This is a genomic window from Oceanobacillus damuensis, from assembly GCF_001618145.1.
Taxonomy (GTDB): domain Bacteria; phylum Bacillota; class Bacilli; order Bacillales; family Amphibacillaceae; genus Oceanobacillus; species Oceanobacillus damuensis.
In genome coordinates, this window is record NZ_LQNF01000048.1 from 1 (window position 1) to 23758 (window position 23758).

Below are 23758 nucleotides of genomic sequence, written 5' to 3' on the forward strand. Positions count from 1 at the left end.
GAGTCTCCGTGTATACGGGCTGCTGATATGGAGTTTTTACAAAAAAATTCTGCACAAGAAAGGTCAATACAATTGATTTACTTTCAGTGCATTAGGAATATTTCCAATAAACGTCATAACTTCTTCCGTATGCATTAGCAAATTCAAGGATAGTAATTCGCATCAATCCTCTAACCAGCTCTGGGAAATACACGGAGACTCCTTGAAAATGCGTCCGCATTTTCTGCGTGCGACGTAACGCTGCCGAAGCATTCCTTGTTCTGCGGGAGCAGAGGCATCGGTGAGACAGCGCAGCTCTTTAGCAAGTTGGCTCACCAGCCGCCCGCGAAAAGCGCAGTGTATTTCCCAGAGCGGTAGCCGAAGCAACTTGTTTCCATTATTAGCTACAGGTCTATCGCAAATAGCAGTTGCGTCGTAGTTCACATAAATTGTGCCAATAACAACATTCTTTTAGAAAACAACCTTTAATTTTAATAAAGTCCAGACTTGAACGGAGTTATTTTTACTATTCCAGTTCTGTCAGGATCAGCTGGCTTATGGGGTGTTTCCACGTAATCTTGGCGAACGGATAATGAAGAAGTATTTCCTTTTCCAGGAAGTAGAGGTCGTCCCTGGTGAGCCTGCGAAGCTCCAACGGATCTCGGGCAGTAACATGGATATCTACTACTTCAAAAGACTCCTCTGTTGTTCCAAGGTATTTTTCGCCCTCAAAAAGACAACCTTTATATGCTAGCTGAAGATTTTTTTTACTGTTGTTTGTGTCATCCAGAAAAAAGAATCCATTGGAGTTCTTTGCAATCTGAAGTTTTCTTTCCGGGTTCCGCAGATATTGGATCCACGTATAGACGAGAAGAGCCAATGCAATAATTATAAGTATGCGAAACAGTATTACAACCATGTCCATCGTCTCCCTGATTTGTCCTATTTCAATTACATACGTATTCGCAAATAGATTGGTTTCACTTTTTTAAAACTTTCATGATACAATTGTGAAAAAGATCAAGAGGTGGAGAAAGTGAACTGGAAACAATTATTTGACATGCAAAAACAGCTTGATACATATATTGAGGTGAATCATAATTTAAGCAAAACCGATGTCTTCCAGGAAAAATACTTAGCATTGCTCGTGGAACTCGGTGAATTGGCCAATGAGACAAGGTGTTTCAAATTTTGGAGTAACAAGCCCAGAAATGAAAAAAATGTCATACTTGAAGAATATGTCGACGTCATTCATTTTATCCTATCGCTCGGACTGGAAAAAGGGTTCATCTATCATCCCAGTGAATGGCAATCCGCTATGGTTACTGAAACAGAACAATTTACCGATGTTTTTGAAGCAGCGGTTGCCTATAAAAATAACGCAACACAAATCAATTATAATAACCTGTTTTTGAAAACCCTGCAACTGGCAGAAATACTCGGCTTCACGGAAGAGGATATCCAAGCTGCATATATTAAAAAAAATGAGATAAATTATGAAAGACAAAATCAAGGTTACTAAGAGTTTTGTATATTTTCAATAGAACGATATAATGAACAAAGTACTTAGTATTCAGTACAGGAGGGTTTACATATGCCAAATATGGACGAAACGTTAACGATGTTAAAAGATTTGACAGATGCTAAAGGAATTCCGGGAAATGAAAAAGAAGCAAGAGATGTATTCGAAAAATATATTTCTCCATATGCAGATGAAGTGACGATGGATAACCTGGGCAGTTCGATTGCCAAAAAGACAGGAAAAGCAGATGGACCGAAAATTATGGTTGCTGGCCATTTAGACGAAATAGGTTTTATGGTTACGCGAATAGATGATAAAGGGTTCGTATATTTCCAAACTGTTGGCGGCTGGTGGAACCAGGTTATGCTGGCACAGCGTGTAACAATTATGGGGAGCAAGGGGGATGTAACTGGTGTTATCGGATCCAAACCGCCACATGTCTTAACTGCTGAAGCACGTAAAAAGCCATATGAAATTAAAGATATGTTCATCGATATCGGTGCCTCCAGTAAAGAGGAGGCTAAAGAATTTGGTGTGAAACCTGGTGACTCTGTTGTACCATATTTCGAATTCACACCGTTGAAAAATGAAAAACTATTGCTTGCAAAGGCATGGGATAACCGGATTGGACTTGCAATCGCAATCGAAGTGCTTAAACGGTTAAAAGGCGAGGAGCATCCGAATGTCGTTTACGGTGTCGGAACGATTCAGGAAGAGGTTGGTCTGCGCGGTGCAAAAACATCCGCACAGGCGATACAGCCTGACATCGGCTTTGGAGTGGATGTAGGCATAGCTGGGGACACACCGGGAATTTCTGACAAGGATGCAGACAGCAAGCTCGGGAAAGGACCGCAGATCGTATTGTATGATGCGTCCATGGTTTCCCATAAAGGTCTGCGCGACTTAGTCGTACAGACCGCTGATGAAAACAACATTCCATACCAGTTTGCTTCGCTTGCAGGTGGTGGGACAGATTCGGGCTCCATCCATTTGACAGGTAATGGCGTGCCATCTTTATCCATTACAATTGCCACTCGCTATATTCATTCACATGCAGGAATTCTTCATCGTGATGATTTTGAAAATGCAGTGAAATTAATTGTTCAAGTAATCAAAAAAATGGATGCCGATACGGTTAAAAACCTTATATTGGCATAAATTTGGACCAGCGATACGAAAGATCGCTGGTCCTTTCTATTTTATCTTTGCTGCTTACCGTTTGACAGTAGATAATTTAAATGATATATTTATTATTAATTAAAGATACCTTAATTAATAATAAATAGGTATAATTATGGAGGAATATGAAATGAATGAATTAAAAGGTATGCATCACGTAACAGCGATCACCAGCAGTGCAGAAAAAAACTATGAATTTTTCACCTTTACTTTAGGAATGCGTCTCGTAAAGAAGACAGTTAACCAAGATGACATACAAACCTACCATCTGTTTTTCGCAGATGATAAGGGTAGTGCAGGAACAGATATGACTTTCTTTGATTTCCCTGGAATCCCTAAAGGCGTCCATGGAACAAATGAGATAGCCAAAACGTCATTTCGTGTTCCCGATGATGCCGCCCTGGATTACTGGGTGAAACGTTTTAACCGCCTGGAAGTGAAACATACAGGTATAAAAGAACAGTTTGGTACGAAGACTTTATCATTTGTTGATTTTGATGATCAGCAGTATCAATTGATTTCGGATGAAAATAACGATGGAGTTGCTTCAGGGACTCCATGGCAGGATGGACCTGTTCCACTGGAATATGCAATTACTGGACTGGGACCAATCTTTGTCCGTATTGCACAGTTCGATTATTTCAAAGAAGTACTTGAAAAGGTATTGATGTATAAGGAAATAGCCAGTGAAGGTTCATTCCATCTGTTTGAAGTTGGTGAAGGTGGCAATGGTGCACAGATTGTGGTGGAGCATAATACAGTACTTCCTATGGCAAGACAGGGATACGGTACAGTTCACCATGCTGCATTATGTGTGGATGATCGTAATGAATTGGATGAATGGATGGAACGCCTGCATGGTGTTGGGTTCAAGACTTCGGGATTTGTGGATCGTTTCTTCTTTGGTTCTTTATATTGTCAAATAGCGCCACAAATATTATTTGAATTCGCTACAAAAGGACCTGGTTTTATGGGGGACGAGCCTTATGAAACACTTGGCGAGAAATTATCATTACCGCCATTCCTTGAACCAAAACGAGATCAAATCGAAAAAATGGTTCGCCCTATTGATACGGTAAGAAGCACCTTAAATATTGAAAAAGAATACGAGTGATAATAAAGGCACAATTCCACATTTCGGGATTGTGTTTTTATTATGCAGATATGAAAGTACAATACGATTGTCTCTGTTTAGACGTAAATCAATTGCCTTCATTCATTTGTTTAATTTAGCAAGTGATTGGGAAGATAATTGACTCTAAAAATTAATCGGAAATCATTTAAAAATCTTGAAATTCATACCCCCTTTTTACAAATTATTTCGATTGTAGTTGTGAAAGGGAGGTGAGAAACATGGCTATAGCAGATATGACTAATTCCACTTTGCAGCTTGTTTTTACAGATGGCATCGATTCCGAATCCGGATTACCGATCTTTAAGTACAAAAGCTTTAATAATGTAAAAACATCTGCAACAACAGACCAGCTTTATGCAGTTGCCACTGCGATTGCCGATCTTCAGGAGCGTCCGTTATATAACATTAACCGTAAAGACACTTCTGATATCAGAGAAGGCTAATTTGAAAGAAAAATTTGGAGAAAGGAGGTTAACCGATGAAAAAACTGGAACTGAAATTTGAGAATCAGGACGGGAAAATTGTGACATATTCACTTGATCAACCAGTAGAACCTGTCAATCCTGCTACCGTAAATGCTGCAATGGATGAAATTATTGCACAAAATGCTTTTACTTCGACAGGTGGCGATTTGGTTACCAAAAAATCAGCCCGTCTTGTTGAGCGTACCGTTGAAGAAATTGATTTGGGACAGTAATAAATTGCTTTAAATGGAAATGGACCAGTGGCATAGCCTCTGGTCCGTTTTCTGCAAGATTTTATAAATTGAAGGAAGAAGGTGAGCTGCTATGGAAGCTGGTGTATCATTCATCACTGAGGTGGGATTTCCGATTGCGGTAACATTTTATTTATTGCACCGTATTGAAGGAAAGTTGAACCAACTGATTGAATCGATTCACTCTTTGCCGGATAGAATGAAATAAAAGAAAAGGAAACTCCACCACAATAGGAGTTTCCTTCTTTCTTAAGCATAGTAATTGTTCATCACTTTTGTTACGTAATTTCTTGTTTCTTGGAATGGGGGGATTCCCTGATATTTTTCCACATTCCCTGGTCCAGCATTGTAAGCTGCCAGTGCAAGTTCGATTTTGCCATTATACCGATCAAGCATCTGCCTTAAATAGTTGGTGCCGCCATTGATATTCTGACGTGCGTCATATGGGTTATTCACTCCTAAGCCGGCTGCAGTAGCTGGCATAAGCTGCATAAGTCCCTGGGCGCCTGCAGAACTTTTTGCCATTGCATTATAATTGGACTCGTTTTTAATAACTGCATGAATCAGATTTTCATCTACTCCATATGTCTGGGCAGCTTCTGATATAAGGTTATTATAATCTGTTTTTGGGAGGGAATTTCCGGTTACAGTACCAGTCGAAAAAGGTGCAAGAGAAGTGTTATATGAATTTATGGAAGGTGTATTTGCTGGTATCATACTTAAACTGGATAACCTTTGAGCTTCATTGATTTTTTCCAATAATAATTGCTGGAAAGATGTACCCATCATTTGATTGGTTCCCGGATAACTTGCGGAATCGGAGTTACCTGTCATGATAGACATTGCCTCATAGTTAATCATTTGCTGTAAATCTCGTATTTCCATCTGACATCTCCTTCCTCTATATTCTTATTTTACGGTTATTTACAAATTTAAGCAATACTAAATTGTGACAACATTTTTCTTTTTTTGCACCAAAATATCATAATAGAAAGGATCCTCGCCGATACAGAGTACCCGATCACACAATCTGATAATTTCATCCATGTCGTGTGACGTATACACAATTATTTTATGGTGGAGAGTCGCCTGCTCTTTTAAATAATTGCCGATTTCCATTTTTGATTTTAAATCGATTCCTACAGTCGGTTCATCCAGGAGCAGAACCTCGGGGTCATGGATGAGGCTGATTGCCAGATTTAATTTTCGTTTCATACCACCGGATAATGTGTTGACAGGCTCTTTCCATTTATCGAGCTCCATATCGAGACAAAGCTGTTTTAATTGCTGTTTGCTTTTATTTATCCATGATAGCTTTTCAAAGAAGAGCATATTTTCTTCCACAGTGAATTCTTCCCAAATAGCAATATCCTGTGGTACATATCCGATTTTCTTGCGGATATCCTTTGTATGTTCCTCATACGACAACTCAGCAAGATGGATTTTTCCTTTCGTCGGCTTTGAAAGGGTTGCAAGTATTTGGAGCATAGTTGATTTGCCGGCACCATTCTCACCGACTAATCCGACTATTTCTCCAGCTTGGATAGAAAAGGATACATCCTTCAAAATTTGTTTTTTACCATATGTTTTTGTTATCGATTGTAAGTGCAGCATTTATTTTTCTCTCCTTTAAAATACCAAATAACGAGAAGTATAATAAAAATGACCAGCCAGGCATTCCACACTTCTTTATTTAAAAATGGATGCAAGGGATTTATATAGATTAACAAAGGGTAGTGGCTGAGCAATCCTTCAACAGGGAGAATGGCACCACTGGTAATCGCCAAAAACAGCACTGCAGCAAATGAGACACTGTAAAATACATAGACATTTTTAAATAACAGTGCAAGCAGGAATGCACCTGTACTGCATAATATACGAAATAAAACGATTCCTGCCGCAGATTTTAAGTGTAACGCTTCTCCGAGCAGGAAATGAAATAAGATGGCGGCAGTAATATCAATGGTAAAGAGAAGTGCTGAATAAACAAATAAATGCCGCAATAAATAACTTTTGAAAGAAAATCGCGTAAAAGCAAAACGGATGGCCACATCGGAATTCCTTTCTTTGACAATCCAGTCTGAAAACATCAAAGTGGAAAGAGTGCTAAATATTGCCCATAATCCCCATACATTCCATATGGTTGATTTTTCAGTATCCGCAGATCCCGTTGAATTGGCAAATGAAAATGTGGTTTGAAGTAGGTTTTCCCGAGCTTGAATTTCTTCCGCCTTTGTGATGATCTCATTAAAAGTAAGTGATTCACTTGTTTCCATTGTTTCAGCCAGATTTATAATCGTGTGGGCGGCTTTCGCTTTTCCGCTATCCTGTTGTACATAGGAAGTAATCATTTCACTTATTGGTGTATAGGCAAATGATAAATCTGATTTATAACTGGTAATGAGCCGGTTCCTATTTCCTCTTTGTATCTGTTGTTCATAGCCTTCTTCAATGACAAACGCACTATCCAATTCATGACTTTCAATCATGTTTTTTGCCTGCGTTTCGTTAAGTTCATAAACTCTGACAAGGGGAGAGGCCTGTACCGATTCAAGTAGTGCCTCGGCCATCGGGGTATTTTCTTTTAGTACAAACCCTACAGGTATTTTGCTGTCTTCCTGGAGGATGTTTGTGACATTGATGATAATTAATGTTGCTGCAATCGGCATGCTCAGCCAAAAGAGAAGGGACAGCCATTGTTTTTTCCAATGGGTCAGTCGTGTTTGAAAAATAGATTTCATCTTTTTACACGCCCCTTCCATAACGAAACACTAATCAGTATGAAAAATCCGGAAGCGTTCATCAGCAGTAATGGAATATAGTCGGCATACAATCTGTCATTTAATAGAATCTCCTGTATCCATTGAAGTGCCTCATAGGAGAACATATACGGCAGCGCTGCCTGGATCGCTAAAGGATAGTAGATTACTGGAATCATAGCACCACTGATCAGCAACGCTATTACTGTGAAGACGGAATGTACAAGCATCCTGAGTTTGTAGGATGATATGATCACTTCAAAAATAGCAAGACAGCATACAAAAAGACTGCTGTATAGAGCTGTTATAACAGCGATTCGAATGTAATCCTGCAACAGTACTTCCGTTTCAACAATATTTTTCAATAAATAAAACGACAAGCAGGTAAACAGAAAAGAAACACCGAGCGTAACAACGATCTTTGCCAGCAGCTGCTGTAGCTCCGTAACACCATACAGTCGCATCCTGTCATTCAATCGTGACGGATTTTCTTTGGTAAGAAAATGATAGATTAAAAAAATCCAAACCGAAATGATGATAAACCATCCACCAATTGCAAAATATGTAACAGGGGATGAGGTAGCGTAATTGGATATTTCTCGCTCATTCAATACGCGATCACGACCGATTGTATAAAATAAAAATTCCTGAAACTGTCCGAACACAAAATCATTGCGAGCTTCATCATCCATGCCAAAGTCTCTTGCATAATAATTAATCGTAAGAATATTTGCCTGTGAAGCACGTATGTGGCGTGCTACAGTCTCCATCAGTTCGTGGATCAGATAGCTTTCAGTCGGTTGGATTGGATTGCCGACAATAGAGAAGTCTACAGATTCCCCTTGATAAAGATGAGATGTAAAATTCTCCGGGAAAATTATGTAAGAACTGATTTCGTCTTCATGGATTGCTGTGGCGGCATCTTTTTCCGACATGCTGTGTATGGTTATGGATGAGCCAAATTGTGCAGACTCTTCAAGCAACTGGGCAGCCAATTGCGTTTCGTTTGATTGGTCCAAATCTACCAATCCAATCTTGATCGGTTCCTTATCAGCAGGAGAAAAAAAGGTGATAAAGATTACCGCAGTAAGAGCAACTATCATAATTGGGAAAATTAAAAGAAGAGGAAGTGATAACCACTTCCTCTTTAGCTGCATTAAATGATTTATGATGAACAACATAATATGTTTCATGAAATGCATAGTGGCACGCTCATTTCTAAGTCATGGTAATTTTTTTCTTAATGCCAACCTATTAAGCCTACTCTATTAATGCCTGACGATTGCGGTTACGGTTTTAAAATCCCATAGCTCCTCCAGCCATGATACCGAAAATCCATTGCTGGAAGCTTGGAGTTACTTCATATTCGAAGTATTCCTGTATTTCAGCAGCGGACATGCCGCCAAGATATTTAACATTCTCTTCATCCATTGTTTCCACAGAATCTATTAATCTACCATCCGTAACAATATTTAAGGAGAACATATCCTGACTGAAATCCGGTAATTCCACTGATAGGCTATGCTGTGAATTCATTTGATCATTATCATACGCGGCATTACCCGACCATATTAGACTTCCGCCACCGCTCATAGGGTCCTGAAGAGAAAACGTCCGATTAAAATCGCGTGTGCCATCTTCAAGTGTTTCTTGGCCATCGTAAGTAATAGCGAAATCGTCTGAAGTAAGACTAATAACGTCGGTTGCCTGATTATTCTCCCAGTTCAAGTCACCTGAGATATTTATGGAAGCTTCTTCATAGGCATCCGAGAATGCAAGGTCATAGTTGAAAAATTGATCTGTATGTGTAAGCAATTGTGTTCCTTTCACTGAAAGCATTGCCAGTTCGTCTGCAGATGGACCCATTTGTACTGCAAAATCACGCTGAACAATTTTATTGTCATTCACCCAAATGACAGATGTCAATCCCTCTGGTATGTGAAGGTCTGCCAATGCTTGTTTGGCTTCTGTGATTCCAGCTTCGAAATCAGCCATCATAAGTTCAAGCTCATCATCCATGTAAATATCGCTGCCAAATTGCTGTTCGGTCAATTGTTCTTTAACGATCTCTTTCAATCTATCGTCCGTTTCTGCCTTATCCAAAACAGTGATGACAATATCCTTTAATTGTTGTTCGCTCAGCTGGAGTGTGATTTTTTCCGCATTAATGGATTCACCATTCACATTCACTGTTTCGTCAGCACTTGTAAATGCCTCTTCCGGTAATTCATCATAAATAAGTTCCAGGTATTCTTTCTTCAAGTATTCGATGTCTTCTTCAGGGACAACACCTTGGGCTCTGTCAAAGAATGTATCCAAACCTAATTTTTCTTCCCCGGAAAATATCGTTGGATCTGCCTCATAAAGCAGGGGTCCGAGGTCTTCATCATCCATCTGAATAACTTCTTCAAGGAAAGGTAAGCCAAGCATTACGTTTTCTTCCGTTAAGTATAGTTGGATGCCATCGATTTCCATACCACCGAAATCCGCTTTCAGTTCGGTATAGATTTGCCTGTTATCCATATCTGTTTGTGCATCAATTGTAATGCTGGAATTATTGATGAACATTGCCGGTTCCAATCCATATCCTGTACTTGCTTTAGTGTCGTTGTATTCAGCGGATAGTTCAAGAGTTGAAGCAGATTTTCCTGTTTGTGTTTTTTCGTACCAGTCCAATTCAGGCTCGTAGCGATTTTCAAACTGCTCCATCCCATATTCGATTGTATTCTTCTCAGCGAGAAAATAGGATGCTTTCGGTGAAGCGTTTGACAGCATAAATGCCGCGGCACTGCCACCAACCAGTACGATTACACCTGCGATAAGGGCAATGATCCCTTTGGATACCCCTTTTTTCTGTTTCCCATTAGTTGATTCTTCCACAAATTTACCCCTTTCTTTTTCATCTACTTAATAAGTGTATTATGATTACGTGAAACATATCATAAAAAACGGTTTCAATTTTTTATATCATTTAACTACTATCTAGTCAAATGGTGCTAAAAATATTTGTTGAAAGACTGATATAAAAGGCTTAATTTAATCTCGAAGCCAAGATAAATTACTAGTATAATAGAATGATTAAACTGGATATTTCTGTAAATTTATATTAACGCAGAAAGCCGTAAATAACAAACAAACAATTATAATTGGGTAATTAGCTCTATTTTTAAGATAATGTCTTCTAAGTAAAAGTTTGCTGTTTCTGAAGGGATATATGTAAAATGCGAAGTAACTTAATTAATTACAATTTAATTTGAATAAGCTGTGACGCTCGATAAGTATCTTCGGCGACCGCTCGGGGAAAGCGGAGTGTATACGGGCTGCGGTTGCCGACGTCACATGCTTCCATTACCAGGTTAGAGACCCAATATAGAAATTACTTCGCATTTTTTATCAACTCCGAAGATCATAAAGTAACAAAACACACGAAAAGAACCAAAATAAATGTGGATAGATACTGAAGCATCTATCCACATTATTGTTATTGAAGTTGCTTGACACCTTGCTCCAATGTATCAATCATTTCCTGTTTTTCCTGCTCCTCCGAGTGCTTCCAAATTAGTTCGAAAAGCACCCCAAGCCCAGGGAGCATTTTTTCTTCGCCGTTTTGAATGGCATCAACAATTGTTGCTTCCAACTGCTGCTGGTCATTTGTAGCGATGTTGGAATAAATGGCTTTTCTTAGATTTAGATCCATTATACAACACTCCTTCTTCATAAACTAAAGATAGTTTGACCAAGCACCGTAAAAATATGTATGATACAGATAGAAATAATATTAAGGATGGAATCTATGATTACTTCAGTAAAAAATGAAAAAGTTAAAGCATGGAAAAAACTGCATAAAAGAAAAGAAAGAACGAATACCGGTTTGTTTTTGATAGAGGGCTTTCACTTACTGGAAGAAGCTTTCAATAGTGATTGGCAAATCAACGAAATAATTGTGCAGGAAGGAGCGACTCTTCCGGAATGGGCAACGGATTTCCTTGTTGAACCGGTCAGTGAAAATGTGATGGCTCATATTTCACAGACAACAACCCCACAGGGCGTTCTGGCTGTCATTAAAATGAAAAAACAGAATGCGTACAGCGGCAGCCATTTTCTAATCATTGATTCGATACAGGATCCGGGAAATCTTGGTACAATTATTCGGACTGCAGATGCAGCAGGTATGGACGCAATTATTTTGGGAGAGGGAACAGTTGATTTATATAACGATAAAGTCATCCGCGCGACACAGGGATCGATTTTCCATATTCCGATCTACCAGGCAAACCTTTATGAAGAACTGGGAAATTTGAAGCGGGAAGGTTTTTCAATTTGGGCGACAGCATTATTGAATGCGACTAAGTATAACGAAACTGTCCCCGAGGAAAAAGTAGCGATTGTCCTTGGAAATGAAGGAGCGGGTGTACAGGATGAACTGATGGAACTTGCCGACAGAATTGTCACAATCCCTATCTATGGAAAAGCAGAATCTTTAAATGTCAGTATAGCTGCGGGAATTCTGATGTATCATTTAAAAGGATAAGGTTGCAACCGTAAAAAAAATTATCTATAATGTATGTAATATAATGAAGCAATGAAGGAGCCTGTTCGTATTACAGGAGAGCGATAAAGGGAAGAAATGCCCTAGACTGAAAGCATTTCTATCGTATCGGATACGCACATTTCACTCCAGAGCTGTCACTGGGACCATACAATAGGAACAGAAGAGGTTGGTTGTAAATCTTTTCTGGAAAGGAAATTGAATTGTATGTAAAGGTGTTCCGGATTTTAAATCCGTTATCAGATGTGAGTTGGACAGGATACATATGTCGTTTTACATAGGTTTGTACTGTCAACAAGGGTGGTACCGCGAAACTAAAAATGCCTTCGTCCCTTTTCAGGGATGAGGGCTATTTTTAATGGAATCAGATATGCAAGTCAAAAACTTTCCTATCTGCATGAGCCATCTAAGCCACCCGCCCAAAGAAAGGCTTGGCAGATGCCAGGTTATGAATATCAAATACAAGGAGGCAATAAGAAATGAAGGAACAATTGGAGGCTATTCAGGCTGAAGCATTGGAAAGAATCTCCCAAACAGAGGATATGAAAGAGCTTCAGGATATTAAAGTTGCATACCTAGGTAAAAAGGGGTCACTTACAGGTGTACTGCGCGGGATGGGGAAACTTTCCAAGGAAGAAAGACCTGTAATAGGTGAGGTTGCCAACAAGGTCAGGGAATCCATTACAGCGGCATTGGACGAAAAAAATGAAAAGCTGGAACTGCTGCAATTAGAGGAGCAGCTGGAGGCTGAAGCGATTGATGTTACCTTACCAGGGCGGCCGGTCAAAGTGGGGGGTCCCCATCTTCTTTCAAGCATTGTCCAGGAATTGGAAGATCTTTTCATTGGGATGGGCTACGAAGTAAGGGAAGGCCCTGAAGTAGAGACCGATTTTTATAATTTTGAGGCATTGAATCTGCCAAAAAATCATCCGGCGCGTGATATGCAGGATACTTTTTATATCACAAATGAATTGTTGATGCGGACCCACACCTCCCCTGTACAAGCCCGCACAATGCAGGAATACAAAGGGGAGAAGCCCGTCAAAATGATCTGCCCTGGGAAGGTGTACCGCCGTGATACGGACGATGCCACACATTCCCATCAATTTACGCAAATTGAAGGGTTATACGTAGATAAAAATGTCCGTATGAGTGATTTGAAAGGAACACTGGATACCTTCGCAAAGAAAATGTTCGGAGCAGACCGCGAAATTCGTTTGCGCCCGAGTTTCTTCCCATTCACCGAGCCTTCCGTTGAAATGGATATTTCCTGTAAGGTCTGTAATGGAAAAGGTTGCAGCGTGTGTAAAGGGACAGGCTGGATCGAGATACTCGGTGGCGGAATGGTTCATCCGAAAGTGCTCGAGATGGGCGGATATGACCCGGAAGTCTACAGTGGATTTGCATTCGGGATGGGGCCGGAACGAATTGCGATGCTTAAATACGGTGTCAATGATATTCGTCAGTTCTATACAAATGATATCCGATTCCTTAAACAATATCATAAGGCTTAATATTATTTTTAAAGGAGGTATAACAAGTGTTAGTATCATATAATTGGTTGAAAAATTACGTTGATTTAGGAAATCTTACACCGGAGCAGCTGGCTGCGAAAATAACGAAGTCAGGGATTGAGGTAGAAGGTGTGGAATATGTTGCTGAAAACTGCAAAGATGTTGTCGTTGGATATGTAGAGACATGCGAAAAACATCCAAATGCGGACAAATTGAATCTTTGTCAGGTGAATGTAGGAGATCAGAAACTGCAAATCATTTGCGGTGCTCCGAATATTGCGCAGGGACAGAAAGTTGCTGTCGCCAAACCTGGGGCAGTACTTCCGGGAGATTTTAAAATAAAGAAAGTAAAACTGCGGGGCATTGAATCCAATGGAATGATCTGTTCGTTGAAAGAACTTGGATTGGAAGAAAAATATATTCCAACTGATATTGCAGACGGCATTTTCGTTTTTCCAGAGGATGCAACGATTGGCGAGAATGTTGACGAACTGCTCAACTTGAATGATGCTGTATTGGAATTGGATGTACTGGCAAACCGTGCAGATGCGTTAAGTATGCTCGGTGTCGCCTATGAAGTTGGAGCGATTCTTGATCAGCCGGTTAATTTGCCGGATGAAACGGTTTCCTTTGCAGAGGATGATGCAGTGGACAACTATATTTCTGTTGAAGTTGAAGCAGCTGATCTGAATCCGTATTATGGTGCCTTTATGATTAGAGATGTTGAAATCAATCCATCCCCCCTATGGATCCGGAATTATTTGATGGCTGCCGGGATCAGACCGATCAATAATGTTGTGGATATAACCAACTATGTGCTGCTCGAATATGGTCAACCATTGCATGCTTTTGATTATGATAAATTCAGTTCGGAAAAAGTAGTCGTTAGAAGAGCCGACGATGGAGAAACAATGGTTACCCTTGATGATCAGGAAAGAATATTATCGGAGAAGAATCTCGTCATAACCAATGGCAAGGAACCTGTTGCACTTGCAGGTGTTATGGGTGGAGCGAATACCGAAGTTACCTCCGAAACGAAGAATATATTGCTAGAGGTGGCATACTTCAATTCTTCTTCTGTAAGAGGAACAGTGAAACAAACCGGACTAAGAAGCGAATCCAGCACGAGATTTGAAAAAGGAATTGATCCGAATCGAGTGAAGAGAGCGGGTATCCGTGCATGTCTGCTTATGGAGAAATATGCAAATGGAAAAGTGGCTGCAGGAGCTGCTGAATTTGACGAACTGGACCGATCCGAAAATACGGTTGAAATGGATACAGACCAAATCAATAAGCGGCTTGGAACCGAAATGACATCAGAAGATATTGTGTCCATCTTGAAAAGACTAAAGTTCGATTATGAACAAAATGATACATCCTTCTCCGTTCAAGTGCCGACTCGTCGAGGGGACATTACTATTTTTGAAGATATGCTTGAGGAAGTTGCAAGAATTTACGGCTACGATAACCTGCCGTTCACTTTACCACAAGGGGCTGCACAGGCCGGGGCGTTGACTGTAAGACAGTCATTGAAACGCAAGGTGAACAATTATATCCAGGGTGTTGGATTGATGGAAACATTGACATACTCACTGACGAACGCTACAGATATTAAGCGGCTTGTCAGTCCCGAAGTGCTTGAAAAAGCAGTGTCACCTGTCGCACTTGCAATGCCTATGAGTGAGGAACACAAATATCTCCGTTTAAGCGTTCTTCCGGAAATATTGCGTGCGATTAAATATAACAGTGCTAGAAATCAGACAAACCTAGGTTATTATGAAATTGGAAGTGTATTTATTTCCAGTGAAAAACAGGTATCCAAGCAACCGGATGAACAGTTGCGAGCAGCTGGTGCACTTACAGGAAAGTGGCTGGAGCATCCTTGGCAACAGGAAAAGAAAGATGTCGATTTTTATCTTGTAAAAGGAATTGTAGAAGGTTTGTTTGACCACCTGGATCTTAACGTTTCCTTCCGTCAGGCAAAACTTGCTGATATGCATCCGGGCCGCTGTGCGGTTATTGAAATGAATGAGCAAACAGTTGGATTCATCGGTCAATTGCACCCTGCTCTCGAGAAAGAGATGGATTTAAAAGAAACCTATGTATTTGATATAAATCTGGAAGCAGTATTTGCTGCTTATGAAGATACCCCTTCTTATAGGCAAATACCTAAATATCCTTCTATCGCAAGGGATATTGCATTCATTTTGGATGAAAATATTCATTCGGGTGATGTAGGAGATCTGATTCAGGAAATCGGTGCACCACTTGTAAATCGTGTGGAAATTTTTGATGTATATCAAGGAGCCAATCTGGAGGAAGGCAAAAAATCCGTAGCCTACAGCTTATTATATCAGCATCCGGATAAAACGTTGAAAGATGATGAAGTCGAAGAATCCTATCAGGAGATTATCAAGGCAGTAAATGAGAAATTTAATGCTTATGTCAGGTCATAAAATAGAGGAAGACTTTCTCAGCGATGAGAAGGTCTTTTTTTTAGGCAGAATTACCGATGTCTAGAGAAGAAAAGCCGAAGTTTACAGGAAATACACCATAGTTTTTACGAGAAATGCCATAGTTCACAAATTAAATGCCAAAGTTCACATTCGGAGGGATCATAAGCAGATTTTTTGTAAGGGGGCGGGTACAGCAAAATAAGTATGAATGTTTGTTGACAAATAGCAAAAAGAAAATGCTCCACAATCGGAGCACTTTCATTATAGGTATTCTGTTTTCTCTGGCAGCTGCCAGTTGATTTCTTCTATTCCTGCATTGTGAAGCAGGCTGTTTGTCTCGGAAAAAGGATTGCTTCCAAAAAATCCTCTATATGCGGATAGGGGACTCGGGTGTGGCGCAGAGATGATAAAGTGCTTCGATGTATCGATCAGCTTCACCTTTTTTTGGGCGGCACTCCCCCAAAGTATATATACGACTGGTTCATGCTTCCTATTCAAAGACTTAATCACTTGGTCCGTGAAAATTTCCCAGCCATGGTTCTTATGGGAATGTGGCTGTCCCGCCCTGACAGTAAGAACTGTATTTAAGAGTAATACACCTTGTGCCGCCCATTCAACGAGATAGCCGTGATCAGGAATCGGATAACCGAGGTCATTTTGCAGCTCTTTGAAAATGTTACGCAATGATGGTGGCTGCTTTACTTCGGGCTGGACGGAAAAACTTAAGCCATGCGCCTGATTTGGTCCATGATATGGGTCCTGTCCGAGGATGACTGCTTTCACCTTATGAAATGGTGTTTTGTGCAGTGCATTGAAGATATCATCCATTTTCGGATATATCGTTTGGGTTGCATATTCCATTTTCAGAAACTCTCGTAATTCGCTATAATAAGGCTTATCGAACTCCGAACTTAAAATGTCTGCCCAGTCATTTTTCAAGATTTTTCTGTTCATGTCTATCATTCCTGTATGGTTACAAAGGTACTTCAGCTTTACAAGTACTTCTCTGCTTTTTTTGTGTTGGCGAAATGCGTTTTTGCACATTTATCCAATATTTGGGTGCCGTGGTTCCGGATAAGTTTTGCGATTGTCTGATCAACTTTAGAGGAAGCACCCTTTGGTATTTCCATGCCGATAGAGGCGGCAAGCTTATCCATCTCTTTGACAAAGCTTGCCCTGGCGATAATTGATGCTGCAGCAACTGCGATGGAATGACTTTCAGCTTTTGTAATGAAATACGTTTTATCCGGCAGTTTATGTTTTTCCGTACCGATATGCCTGCTATATATGGCAGGTTCGCAAAACTGATCGATTAAAATTCCATCCAGCTCAGAATCCCCGATTTTTTTCAGCAGCTTACTGATGGCATGGTGATGGAGCATCGCTTTCATTTTCCCTTGAGACCAGCCTTTCTTCTGAAGCATATTATATTTTTCGTTATGCAGGACAAGGAGGGAATAGGGAATCTTTAGCTTGACGATATCACTGGCCAGCTTTTTAATGATGGGGTCTGTCAGATTTTTGGAATCTTTTACCCCGATCTCTTTCAATAAAGCTAATTGTTTTTTGTCCACATACGCAGCAGCGACAGTGATTGGGCCGAAGTAATCGCCGGTACCCGCCTCATCGGAACCGATATGGCTGCTTGTGAACAGGCTTGGGTCCGGTGTGAAGCTTGTAACCTTTTTTGCTGCCGTTTTTTTCTTGGGTGTTTGTGAACTTGTAGTTGTACCATCGCTCCATTTTCCGGACTCGGTTTCTGGAGAGCTCCCTTGAAACAGTACTTTTCCTGATTTATAGGCAGTAACCACTGCAGCAGGCGTTTTAGCCCGGAAAACGGCTCCTGGAGGTGTTGGAGTCAGCGATTCCTCATAGTGCTTTTTCATCTTTTCAATTGTAGTTAATGATAATACGTAAACCTGTTGTCCCATTCGTATCTCTCCATTCATTACATATAGACACTATAGCAAAATGACAAACATATTGAAATACTTCTTTTTAAAAGAACTTCATGTTACTATTAAGTGAAGAATTTTTGTCGGCAGGAGGTTGCAGCATGAGCGAGAGCGATAAAAAACGCATAACAGTAGACATACATAATAGAACATATACGATAGTTGGTACCGAATCACCAAGCCACGTACGGTTGGTTGCAAGTCTTGTGGATCAGAAAATGAAAGATATTCATAGTGTGAATAAACAATTGGATACGACGAGACTGGCAGTTTTAACTGCAGTGAATACGATGAACGATTACCTGAAGCTGAAGGAAGATTATGCAACTTTGCTGGGGTCGCTTAAAAAGAAAGAGGATAAGTAAGGTATGTTGGATTTGATCTTAATTTTGATTTTAATTTTTGGATTTTTAGTAGGACTGAAGCGGGGCTTTATCCTTCAATTACTCCATCTGACAGGATTTATTGCCGCATTTGTTGTCGCTGTCCTATATTATGATGAGCTGGGCAGCAGGCTTGCGCTATGGATTCCTTATCCGGAACTGTCTGATGAAGGTGCATGGGCTGATTTCCTCCAATCCTTGCCACTGGAAAATGCTTTCTATAATGCGATTGCATTTGCGATTATCTTTTTAGCGGTGAAAATTGTTTTGCAGATCATTGCGTCCATGCTTGATTTTGTAGCCTCCATTCCAATCATAAGCTCGGTAAACAAATTGCTTGGCGCAGTATTAGGTTTTCTGGAAATGTATTTAATCCTGTTTATCATTCTGTATATTATGGTTTTGACCCCAATCGAAGGGATCCAGAATGCGGTAAACAATTCGTCGATTGCCTTGTTTGTGATTGAACAGACTCCTTATTTCTCGGAAAAAATCCTTGACCTATGGTTTACCTATACAGGAGAGAGCGGACAGTAGATATACAAATTCAAAGGACTGATTCATCGTAGAAGGGGATACCTTGTATGTCATGTACAATAGTATTTAACCAACATGGATCAGTCTTTTTATACACTGGAAAAAGTGGGGTTATGTTATGACAGTCAATAAAAAAGATGTAATCAAATTATTGGAAAAAATAGCAGTATATCTGGAATTGAAAGGCGAAAATCCTTTCAAAATAACTGCATACAGAAAAGCAGCACAGGCACTGGAAACGGATGACCGATCACTTTCCGAAATTGATGATTTCACGAAAATAAAAGGAATCGGTAAAGGGACAAGTACTGTTATTGCAGAATACGTGGAAAATGGCCATTCTGAAACATTAAAGGAATTGACAGAGGAAGTGCCTCCAGGGCTGATTCCGCTATTGAATCTTCCTGGATTGGGCGGTAAAAAATTGTCCAAGCTGTACCAGGAACTTCAAGTTGTCGATGCAGATACATTGAAGGAAGCTTGTCTAAGTGGAAAGGTCGAGAGCCTGGCAGGGTTCGGTAAAAAGACGGCAGAAAAAATTATTGCTGCACTGGAAGAAGCCGGCAAGAGACCGGAACGTCTTCCAATAGCGATTATGCTGCCGGTCGCGGAGAAAATCGAAGACTATTTAAATGAAATCGAGGAGATAGATTCGTTTTCACGTGCTGGAAGCTTGAGAAGAATGCGGGAAACAATAAAAGACCTTGATTTTATTATTGCAACATCCAAACCATCTGCTGTGCGGGATGCATTACTTGCACTGCCAGACATTAAAGATGTTATTGCAAAAGGAGATACGAAAGTGTCAGTGACACTGGAGGAAGTGTACGATATTAATGTTGACTTCCGACTTGTCTCAAAAGCTGAGTTTGCTACAACATTACACCATTTCACTGGTTCCAAAGACCATAATGTCGCATTGAGACAACTCGCTAAATCCCGTGGGGAAAAGATAAGCGAATACGGTGTTGAAGTAGAGGAAACGAGTGAAGTTCTGACATTTTCGACAGAAGAGGAATTTTTCAAGCATTTCGGTCTGACTTTTATCCCGCCAGAAGTGAGGGAAAACAGTGGCGAGGTCGAAGCTTTTAAAGAGGAGAAGCGTCTGATTGAGCTAAGTGACATCAAGGGAGACCTCCATATGCATACCACCTGGAGTGACGGAGCCCAGTCTCTTGAGGAAATGATAAAACGGGTGCAGGATAAGGGGTATTCCTATATGGCAATCACAGATCATTCCAAATATCTTCGTGTTGCCAACGGTTTAGATGAGACTCGATTGCGAAAGCAGCGTGAGGAAATTGCTGCATGGAATGAAAAGATGGATGATTTCCATATATTTGCCGGAGTGGAAATGGATATATTGCCTGACGGTACGCTGGATTTCTCGAATGACTTTTTAAAGGAAATGGATTATGTTATCGGCGCAATCCATTCAAGTTTCAATCAATCAGAAGAGAAAATTATGAAACGTTTATTTACCGCTCTAGAGAATCCGTATGTTTCGCTTATTGCCCATCCAACAGGAAGATTGATCGGAAGGCGTGACGGTTATAAGGTCAATGTGGAAAAACTGATTGAAAAAGCGAAAGAGACGAATACTGCTTTGGAAATCAATGCAAATCCAAATCGGCTGGATTTATCATCTGATTGGGTGCGTAAAGTACACGAGGCAGGTGTTACTTTAGCGATTAATACAGATGCACACAGCTATCCAATGCTCGACCATATGATGTATGGTGTCGGTGTGGCAAGAAAAGGCTGGGTTGAGAAAGATATGGTTATGAATACATGGTCAAAAGATAGGCTGAACGATTTCTTCAATCGAAATAAATAAGACAAATTCCTATTCAGAAACAAATTTAAAGGAGTATAGAAGCATGAATGAACGGATTCTCCGTGTACTTGAATTCAAAAAAATTATTGAACAATTGAATAGTCAGGCAGCGACAACACTCGGGAAAGATTTGGCATCCCAACTAAAGCCTTCAACTGAATTGAATGCAGTTGTTCAATTACAGCAGGAAACGGATGAAGCGGCACATATTGTACGCCTTAACAAAGTTATCCCTCTCGGCGGGATAACCGATATTCGCGGGAGTCTGAAACGAAGTGCCATTGGTGGCATTCTTTCCACGGAGGAATGCCTTGATGTAGCGAACACTATTTACGGGGGCAGACAAGTCAAATCTTTTATAGAAAACCTGGAAGAGGAGAACCTTCCTATTCTAAGAGAATTGATTGAACGGATCACGCCACTTCGCGAACTTGAACAGCATATTAAAAGCTGTATCGATGATCATGGTCATGTAATGGACAACGCCTCTGCAAAACTGCGCGGGATAAGAAGCTCCATACGCACCTATGAAAATCGGATCCGCGAGAAACTGGAAAGCTATACAAGAAACAACAGCAATATGCTTTCTGATGCCATCATTACTATCCGAAATGACCGCTATGTACTTCCTGTTAAACAGGAACATAGAGGCGCAATTGGCGGGATTGTTCATGATCAATCCTCTTCCGGCCAAACGCTGTTTATGGAACCGAAAGCAGTTGTAGACCTTAACAATCAGTTACATGAGGCAATCAGTAAAGAACAGTTGGAAATTGAGCGCATTTTAAGAGAGCTTAGTGAGCATATTGCAAGCTTTGAACATGATTTATATGAGAATGTCACTGTCCTTGCAAAGATTGATTTTATGTTTTCCCGTGCTAAACTTGGACAGCAAATGAAAGCTGCCAAGCCAAAAATAAATGACAATGGTTATATAAAAATGCAGCAGGCGAGACACCCACTGATCCCGATTGATGAGGTTGTTGCAAATGACGTTGAAATAGGAAAAGATTATACCTCCATTGTCATAACCGGACCAAACACAGGGGGAAAAACCGTCACATTAAAAATGATTGGTTTATGTACACTGATGGCACAGTCCGGTTTGCAGATCCCTGCACTGGATGGCTGTGAGATGGCTGTCTTTAAAGAAGTATTTGCCGATATTGGGGATGAACAGTCCATCGAGCAAAACCTGAGCACATTTTCTTCACATATGACCAATATTGTCGATATCATCAAAAAGGTCGATTACCAGTCACTGGTACTGTTCGATGAGCTTGGTTCAGGTACAGACCCCCAAGAAGGTGCGGCACTAGCCATGTCTATTCTGGATGAAGTTGTATCTAGAGATGCCCGAGTTATTGCCACCACCCATTATCCCGAATTGAAGGCATATGGTTACAACCGGGAGAATGTTGTGAATGCTTCTGTTGAATTCAACGTAGAAACATTACAGCCTACGTATCGTTTGCTAATTGGAGTACCGGGAAGAAGCAATGCATTTGAAATCTCCAAGAGACTCGGTCTGGAGTCCCATATTATTGAGAGGGCAAAAGGACTCGTCGGTGTCGATTCAAAAAGTGTAGAAACCATGATTGCTTCGTTGGAGAAATCTCAGCTCGATGCAGAAAAAGAGTATGAAGAAGCTCATGAAATTCTGCTTGAGAGTGAACGGATACGTAATGAAATAGCAAAAGAATGGATGCATTTCAAAAAGAATCGTGAAGATCTATATAAAAAAGCGGAAGAAAAGGCGGAAAAAGCTCTAGCGAAAGCTCGTGAGGAAGCAGAATTCATTGTGAATGAAATCCGTCAAATGAAGTCGAATACAGCGCTGAAAGAGCATGAGTGGATCGAAGCAAAGAAGATGCTGGAAGAAGCGCAGCCTGATTTATCAAAAAAGAAACAAAAACAGCCAGATACAAAGTCAGCGGCTAAGGAAGATTTGAAGCCTGGTGATGAGATAAAACTGCTGACAGTTAATCAAAAAGGCGAAGTGCTGGAAAAAGTTAATGATCAGGAGTATATGGTGCAAGTAGGAATCATGAAAGTCAAGGTGAAACGAAGCGATCTGCAGCTGCTCGGTAAGCAGAAACAAACCAACCACAAGCCTGTAGCTACAATCAAGGGATCAAACTATCATGTGAAAACAGAACTGGATTTACGTGGCGAACGATATGAAGAAGCAATTCAAAAACTGGAAAAGTATATAGACGATGTACTATTGGCGGGATATCCTAAGGTTTCCATCATTCATGGGAAAGGAACAGGTGCATTAAGAAAGGGTGTACAGGACCTTGTGAAACGACATCCACATATTGCATCCGCAAGAGCAGGCGAAGGCAATGAAGGTGGGAGCGGAGTTACGGTTCTCGAAATTCGCTGATGATGCTTGTTATAAACAATCGAAAACACTTCCGTCCCATTTTGGGCGGAAGCTGCAATGGGACAGGAGGAAACACTTTAATGGAAGGTTTCTGGGAAAATATTATTGTAGTTACTGCAGCCCGATATAGTGTGTTTGTTCTATGTACACTCGTTTTTCTGGCGATTTTTGAATTGGTGACTTCCTATAAAAATTGGGAACAGATCAAGAGTGGAAATTTTGCGGTTGCCATGGCAACCGGTGGTAAATTATTTGGTATTGCAACGATTTTCCGTTATTCAATCGAACATAATGATGCCCTTCTTCAAACTGTCGGTTGGGGTGTTTTCGGTTTTGTTTTATTACTTATCGGTTATTTGATTTTCGAATTCTTAACCCCATTGATGAAGATCGATGAGGAAATTGGTAAGGGTAATACTGCTGTTGGATTCATCTCCATGATGATATCCATTGGACTGGCCTTTGTCATAGGAGCAAGTATTGGATAAAGGAGGACAAATAATGGTATTGGATCGATTGGCTAAAATACTCATTGTTGTTGCAATCATTTTTCTTGTTGTAGGCATTTTTTATTTAATATGATCATCCGCAGCGATAAAATAAGTTTGCAATTTTTACGCGGTTACTTAGAATGCTTCTATTGATTTTCATTGTTAACGTTCTTAAAACTATGCCTTTTTCTATGGACTATTTCGTATTATTTGTTGCTTGGTAAACCTTTTAATTTATGTAAACTGCGAAGTAACTACTATGTGTGTTAGAGCTTGGCACGAAAATGGAAGCGATTTACTACGGCGACCGCTCGGGGAAATACACTGCGCTTTTGACCTGACCCCTATAAGTTAGAGT

General features: G+C 40.4%; 23 protein-coding genes. 14 read left to right on the forward strand and 9 right to left on the reverse strand.

The features are described 5' to 3' along the window. Window positions 1-505: 505 nt before the first annotated feature. Window positions 506-898 (reverse strand): sigma-w pathway protein ysdB, encoded by a 393-nt coding sequence (locus A4245_RS18400; protein ID WP_067730621.1) that lies wholly within the window; start codon window positions 896-898, stop codon window positions 506-508. Between the two features lie 117 nt (window positions 899-1015). Here A4245_RS18400 and A4245_RS18405 point away from each other — a divergent pair, with 117 nt between their 5' ends. The 6 genes from A4245_RS18405 (at window position 1016) to A4245_RS19860 (ending at window position 4738) form a co-directional block, all read left to right on the forward strand. Beyond that, entirely contained in the window at window positions 1016-1501 is a 486-nt protein-coding gene (locus tag A4245_RS18405) for a dUTP diphosphatase (RefSeq protein WP_067730623.1), read from the forward strand. A 72-nt stretch (window positions 1502-1573) separates the two neighbouring features. After that, window positions 1574-2659, forward strand: a complete 1086-nt coding sequence (locus A4245_RS18410; RefSeq protein WP_067730625.1) for a M42 family metallopeptidase — start codon at window positions 1574-1576, stop codon at window positions 2657-2659. A 151-nt stretch (window positions 2660-2810) separates the two neighbouring features. Further along, window positions 2811-3794, forward strand: coding sequence for a ring-cleaving dioxygenase (locus tag A4245_RS18415; RefSeq protein ID WP_067730627.1), 984 nt, complete (start codon window positions 2811-2813; stop codon window positions 3792-3794). Window positions 3795-4033: 239 nt separating this feature from the next. After that, a complete protein-coding gene (locus tag A4245_RS18420) occupies window positions 4034-4258 on the forward strand; it encodes a DUF1659 domain-containing protein (RefSeq protein WP_067730629.1) in 225 nt (74 codons plus the stop codon). 35 nt (window positions 4259-4293) lie between these two features. Next, window positions 4294-4512 carry a DUF2922 domain-containing protein gene (locus tag A4245_RS18425; protein ID WP_067730630.1) on the forward strand — a complete coding sequence of 73 codons (219 nt, stop codon included), beginning with the start codon at window positions 4294-4296 and terminating at the stop codon, window positions 4510-4512. Window positions 4513-4603: 91 nt separating this feature from the next. After that, window positions 4604-4738: a YvrJ family protein gene (locus A4245_RS19860; RefSeq protein ID WP_084268865.1), complete on the forward strand. Its 135-nt coding sequence runs from the start codon at window positions 4604-4606 to the stop codon at window positions 4736-4738. 41 nt (window positions 4739-4779) lie between these two features. Here A4245_RS19860 and A4245_RS18430 read toward each other — a convergent pair whose 3' ends face one another. The 6 genes from A4245_RS18430 to sspI all read right to left on the reverse strand — a co-directional run bounded on the left by A4245_RS18430 (window position 4780) and on the right by sspI (window position 10986). Then, window positions 4780-5415 (reverse strand): lytic transglycosylase domain-containing protein, encoded by a 636-nt coding sequence (locus tag A4245_RS18430; RefSeq protein WP_067730632.1) that lies wholly within the window; start codon window positions 5413-5415, stop codon window positions 4780-4782. 57 nt (window positions 5416-5472) lie between these two features. After that, window positions 5473-6144, reverse strand: coding sequence for an ABC transporter ATP-binding protein (locus tag A4245_RS18435; RefSeq protein WP_067730634.1), 672 nt, complete (start codon window positions 6142-6144; stop codon window positions 5473-5475). Next, on the reverse strand, window positions 6123-7271 hold the full coding sequence (locus A4245_RS18440) for an ABC transporter permease (RefSeq protein WP_067730636.1): 1149 nt from the start codon (window positions 7269-7271) through the stop codon (window positions 6123-6125). The genes A4245_RS18435 and A4245_RS18440 overlap by 22 nt, the downstream gene beginning before the upstream one ends. Continuing rightward, complete coding sequence (locus tag A4245_RS18445; protein WP_067730638.1) at window positions 7268-8491, reverse strand: ABC transporter permease; 1224 nt, start codon at window positions 8489-8491, stop codon at window positions 7268-7270. Before A4245_RS18445 ends, A4245_RS18440 begins: the two co-directional genes overlap by 4 nt. Window positions 8492-8585: 94 nt before the next feature. Beyond that, window positions 8586-10169 (reverse strand): DUF6583 family protein, encoded by a 1584-nt coding sequence (locus A4245_RS18450; RefSeq protein ID WP_067730640.1) that lies wholly within the window; start codon window positions 10167-10169, stop codon window positions 8586-8588. Between the two features lie 601 nt (window positions 10170-10770). Then, a complete protein-coding gene (gene sspI, locus A4245_RS18455) occupies window positions 10771-10986 on the reverse strand; it encodes a small acid-soluble spore protein SspI (protein ID WP_067730642.1) in 216 nt (71 codons plus the stop codon). Window positions 10987-11082: 96 nt separating this feature from the next. On the opposite strand from sspI, the gene A4245_RS18460 reads away from it, so the two are divergent. The 3 genes from A4245_RS18460 (at window position 11083) to pheT (ending at window position 15808) form a co-directional block, all read left to right on the forward strand. Beyond that, window positions 11083-11820, forward strand: a complete 738-nt coding sequence (locus tag A4245_RS18460) for a TrmH family RNA methyltransferase (protein ID WP_067730644.1) — start codon at window positions 11083-11085, stop codon at window positions 11818-11820. 497 nt (window positions 11821-12317) lie between these two features. Then, window positions 12318-13352 (forward strand): phenylalanine--tRNA ligase subunit alpha, encoded by a 1035-nt coding sequence (pheS, locus tag A4245_RS18465; protein WP_067730646.1) that lies wholly within the window; start codon window positions 12318-12320, stop codon window positions 13350-13352. Between the two features lie 26 nt (window positions 13353-13378). After that, on the forward strand, window positions 13379-15808 hold the full coding sequence (pheT, locus tag A4245_RS18470) for a phenylalanine--tRNA ligase subunit beta (RefSeq protein WP_067730648.1): 2430 nt from the start codon (window positions 13379-13381) through the stop codon (window positions 15806-15808). A gap of 261 nt (window positions 15809-16069) precedes the next feature. Here the strand turns inward: pheT and A4245_RS18475 are convergent, their stop codons facing one another. Further along, entirely contained in the window at window positions 16070-16762 is a 693-nt protein-coding gene (locus A4245_RS18475; protein ID WP_067730650.1) for a uracil-DNA glycosylase, read from the reverse strand. A gap of 38 nt (window positions 16763-16800) precedes the next feature. After that, the gene (rnhC, locus tag A4245_RS18480; protein WP_067730652.1) at window positions 16801-17739 is read right to left on the reverse strand and encodes a ribonuclease HIII; all 939 of its coding nucleotides are present in this window, start codon (window positions 17737-17739) and stop codon (window positions 16801-16803) included. Between the two features lie 125 nt (window positions 17740-17864). Here rnhC and zapA point away from each other — a divergent pair, with 125 nt between their 5' ends. The 5 genes from zapA (at window position 17865) to A4245_RS18505 (ending at window position 23397) form a co-directional block, all read left to right on the forward strand. Then, window positions 17865-18128: a cell division protein ZapA gene (gene zapA, locus A4245_RS18485; protein ID WP_067730654.1), complete on the forward strand. Its 264-nt coding sequence runs from the start codon at window positions 17865-17867 to the stop codon at window positions 18126-18128. A 3-nt stretch (window positions 18129-18131) separates the two neighbouring features. Further along, complete coding sequence (locus tag A4245_RS18490) at window positions 18132-18683, forward strand: CvpA family protein (RefSeq protein WP_067730656.1); 552 nt, start codon at window positions 18132-18134, stop codon at window positions 18681-18683. Window positions 18684-18801: 118 nt separating this feature from the next. Then, window positions 18802-20520, forward strand: a complete 1719-nt coding sequence (gene polX / locus A4245_RS18495; protein ID WP_067730658.1) for a DNA polymerase/3'-5' exonuclease PolX — start codon at window positions 18802-18804, stop codon at window positions 20518-20520. Between the two features lie 43 nt (window positions 20521-20563). Continuing rightward, window positions 20564-22909: an endonuclease MutS2 gene (locus A4245_RS18500; RefSeq protein ID WP_067730660.1), complete on the forward strand. Its 2346-nt coding sequence runs from the start codon at window positions 20564-20566 to the stop codon at window positions 22907-22909. An 80-nt stretch (window positions 22910-22989) separates the two neighbouring features. Then, the gene (locus A4245_RS18505) at window positions 22990-23397 is read left to right on the forward strand and encodes a DUF350 domain-containing protein (RefSeq protein WP_067730662.1); all 408 of its coding nucleotides are present in this window, start codon (window positions 22990-22992) and stop codon (window positions 23395-23397) included. The last annotated feature ends 361 nt before the right edge of the window (window positions 23398-23758 follow it).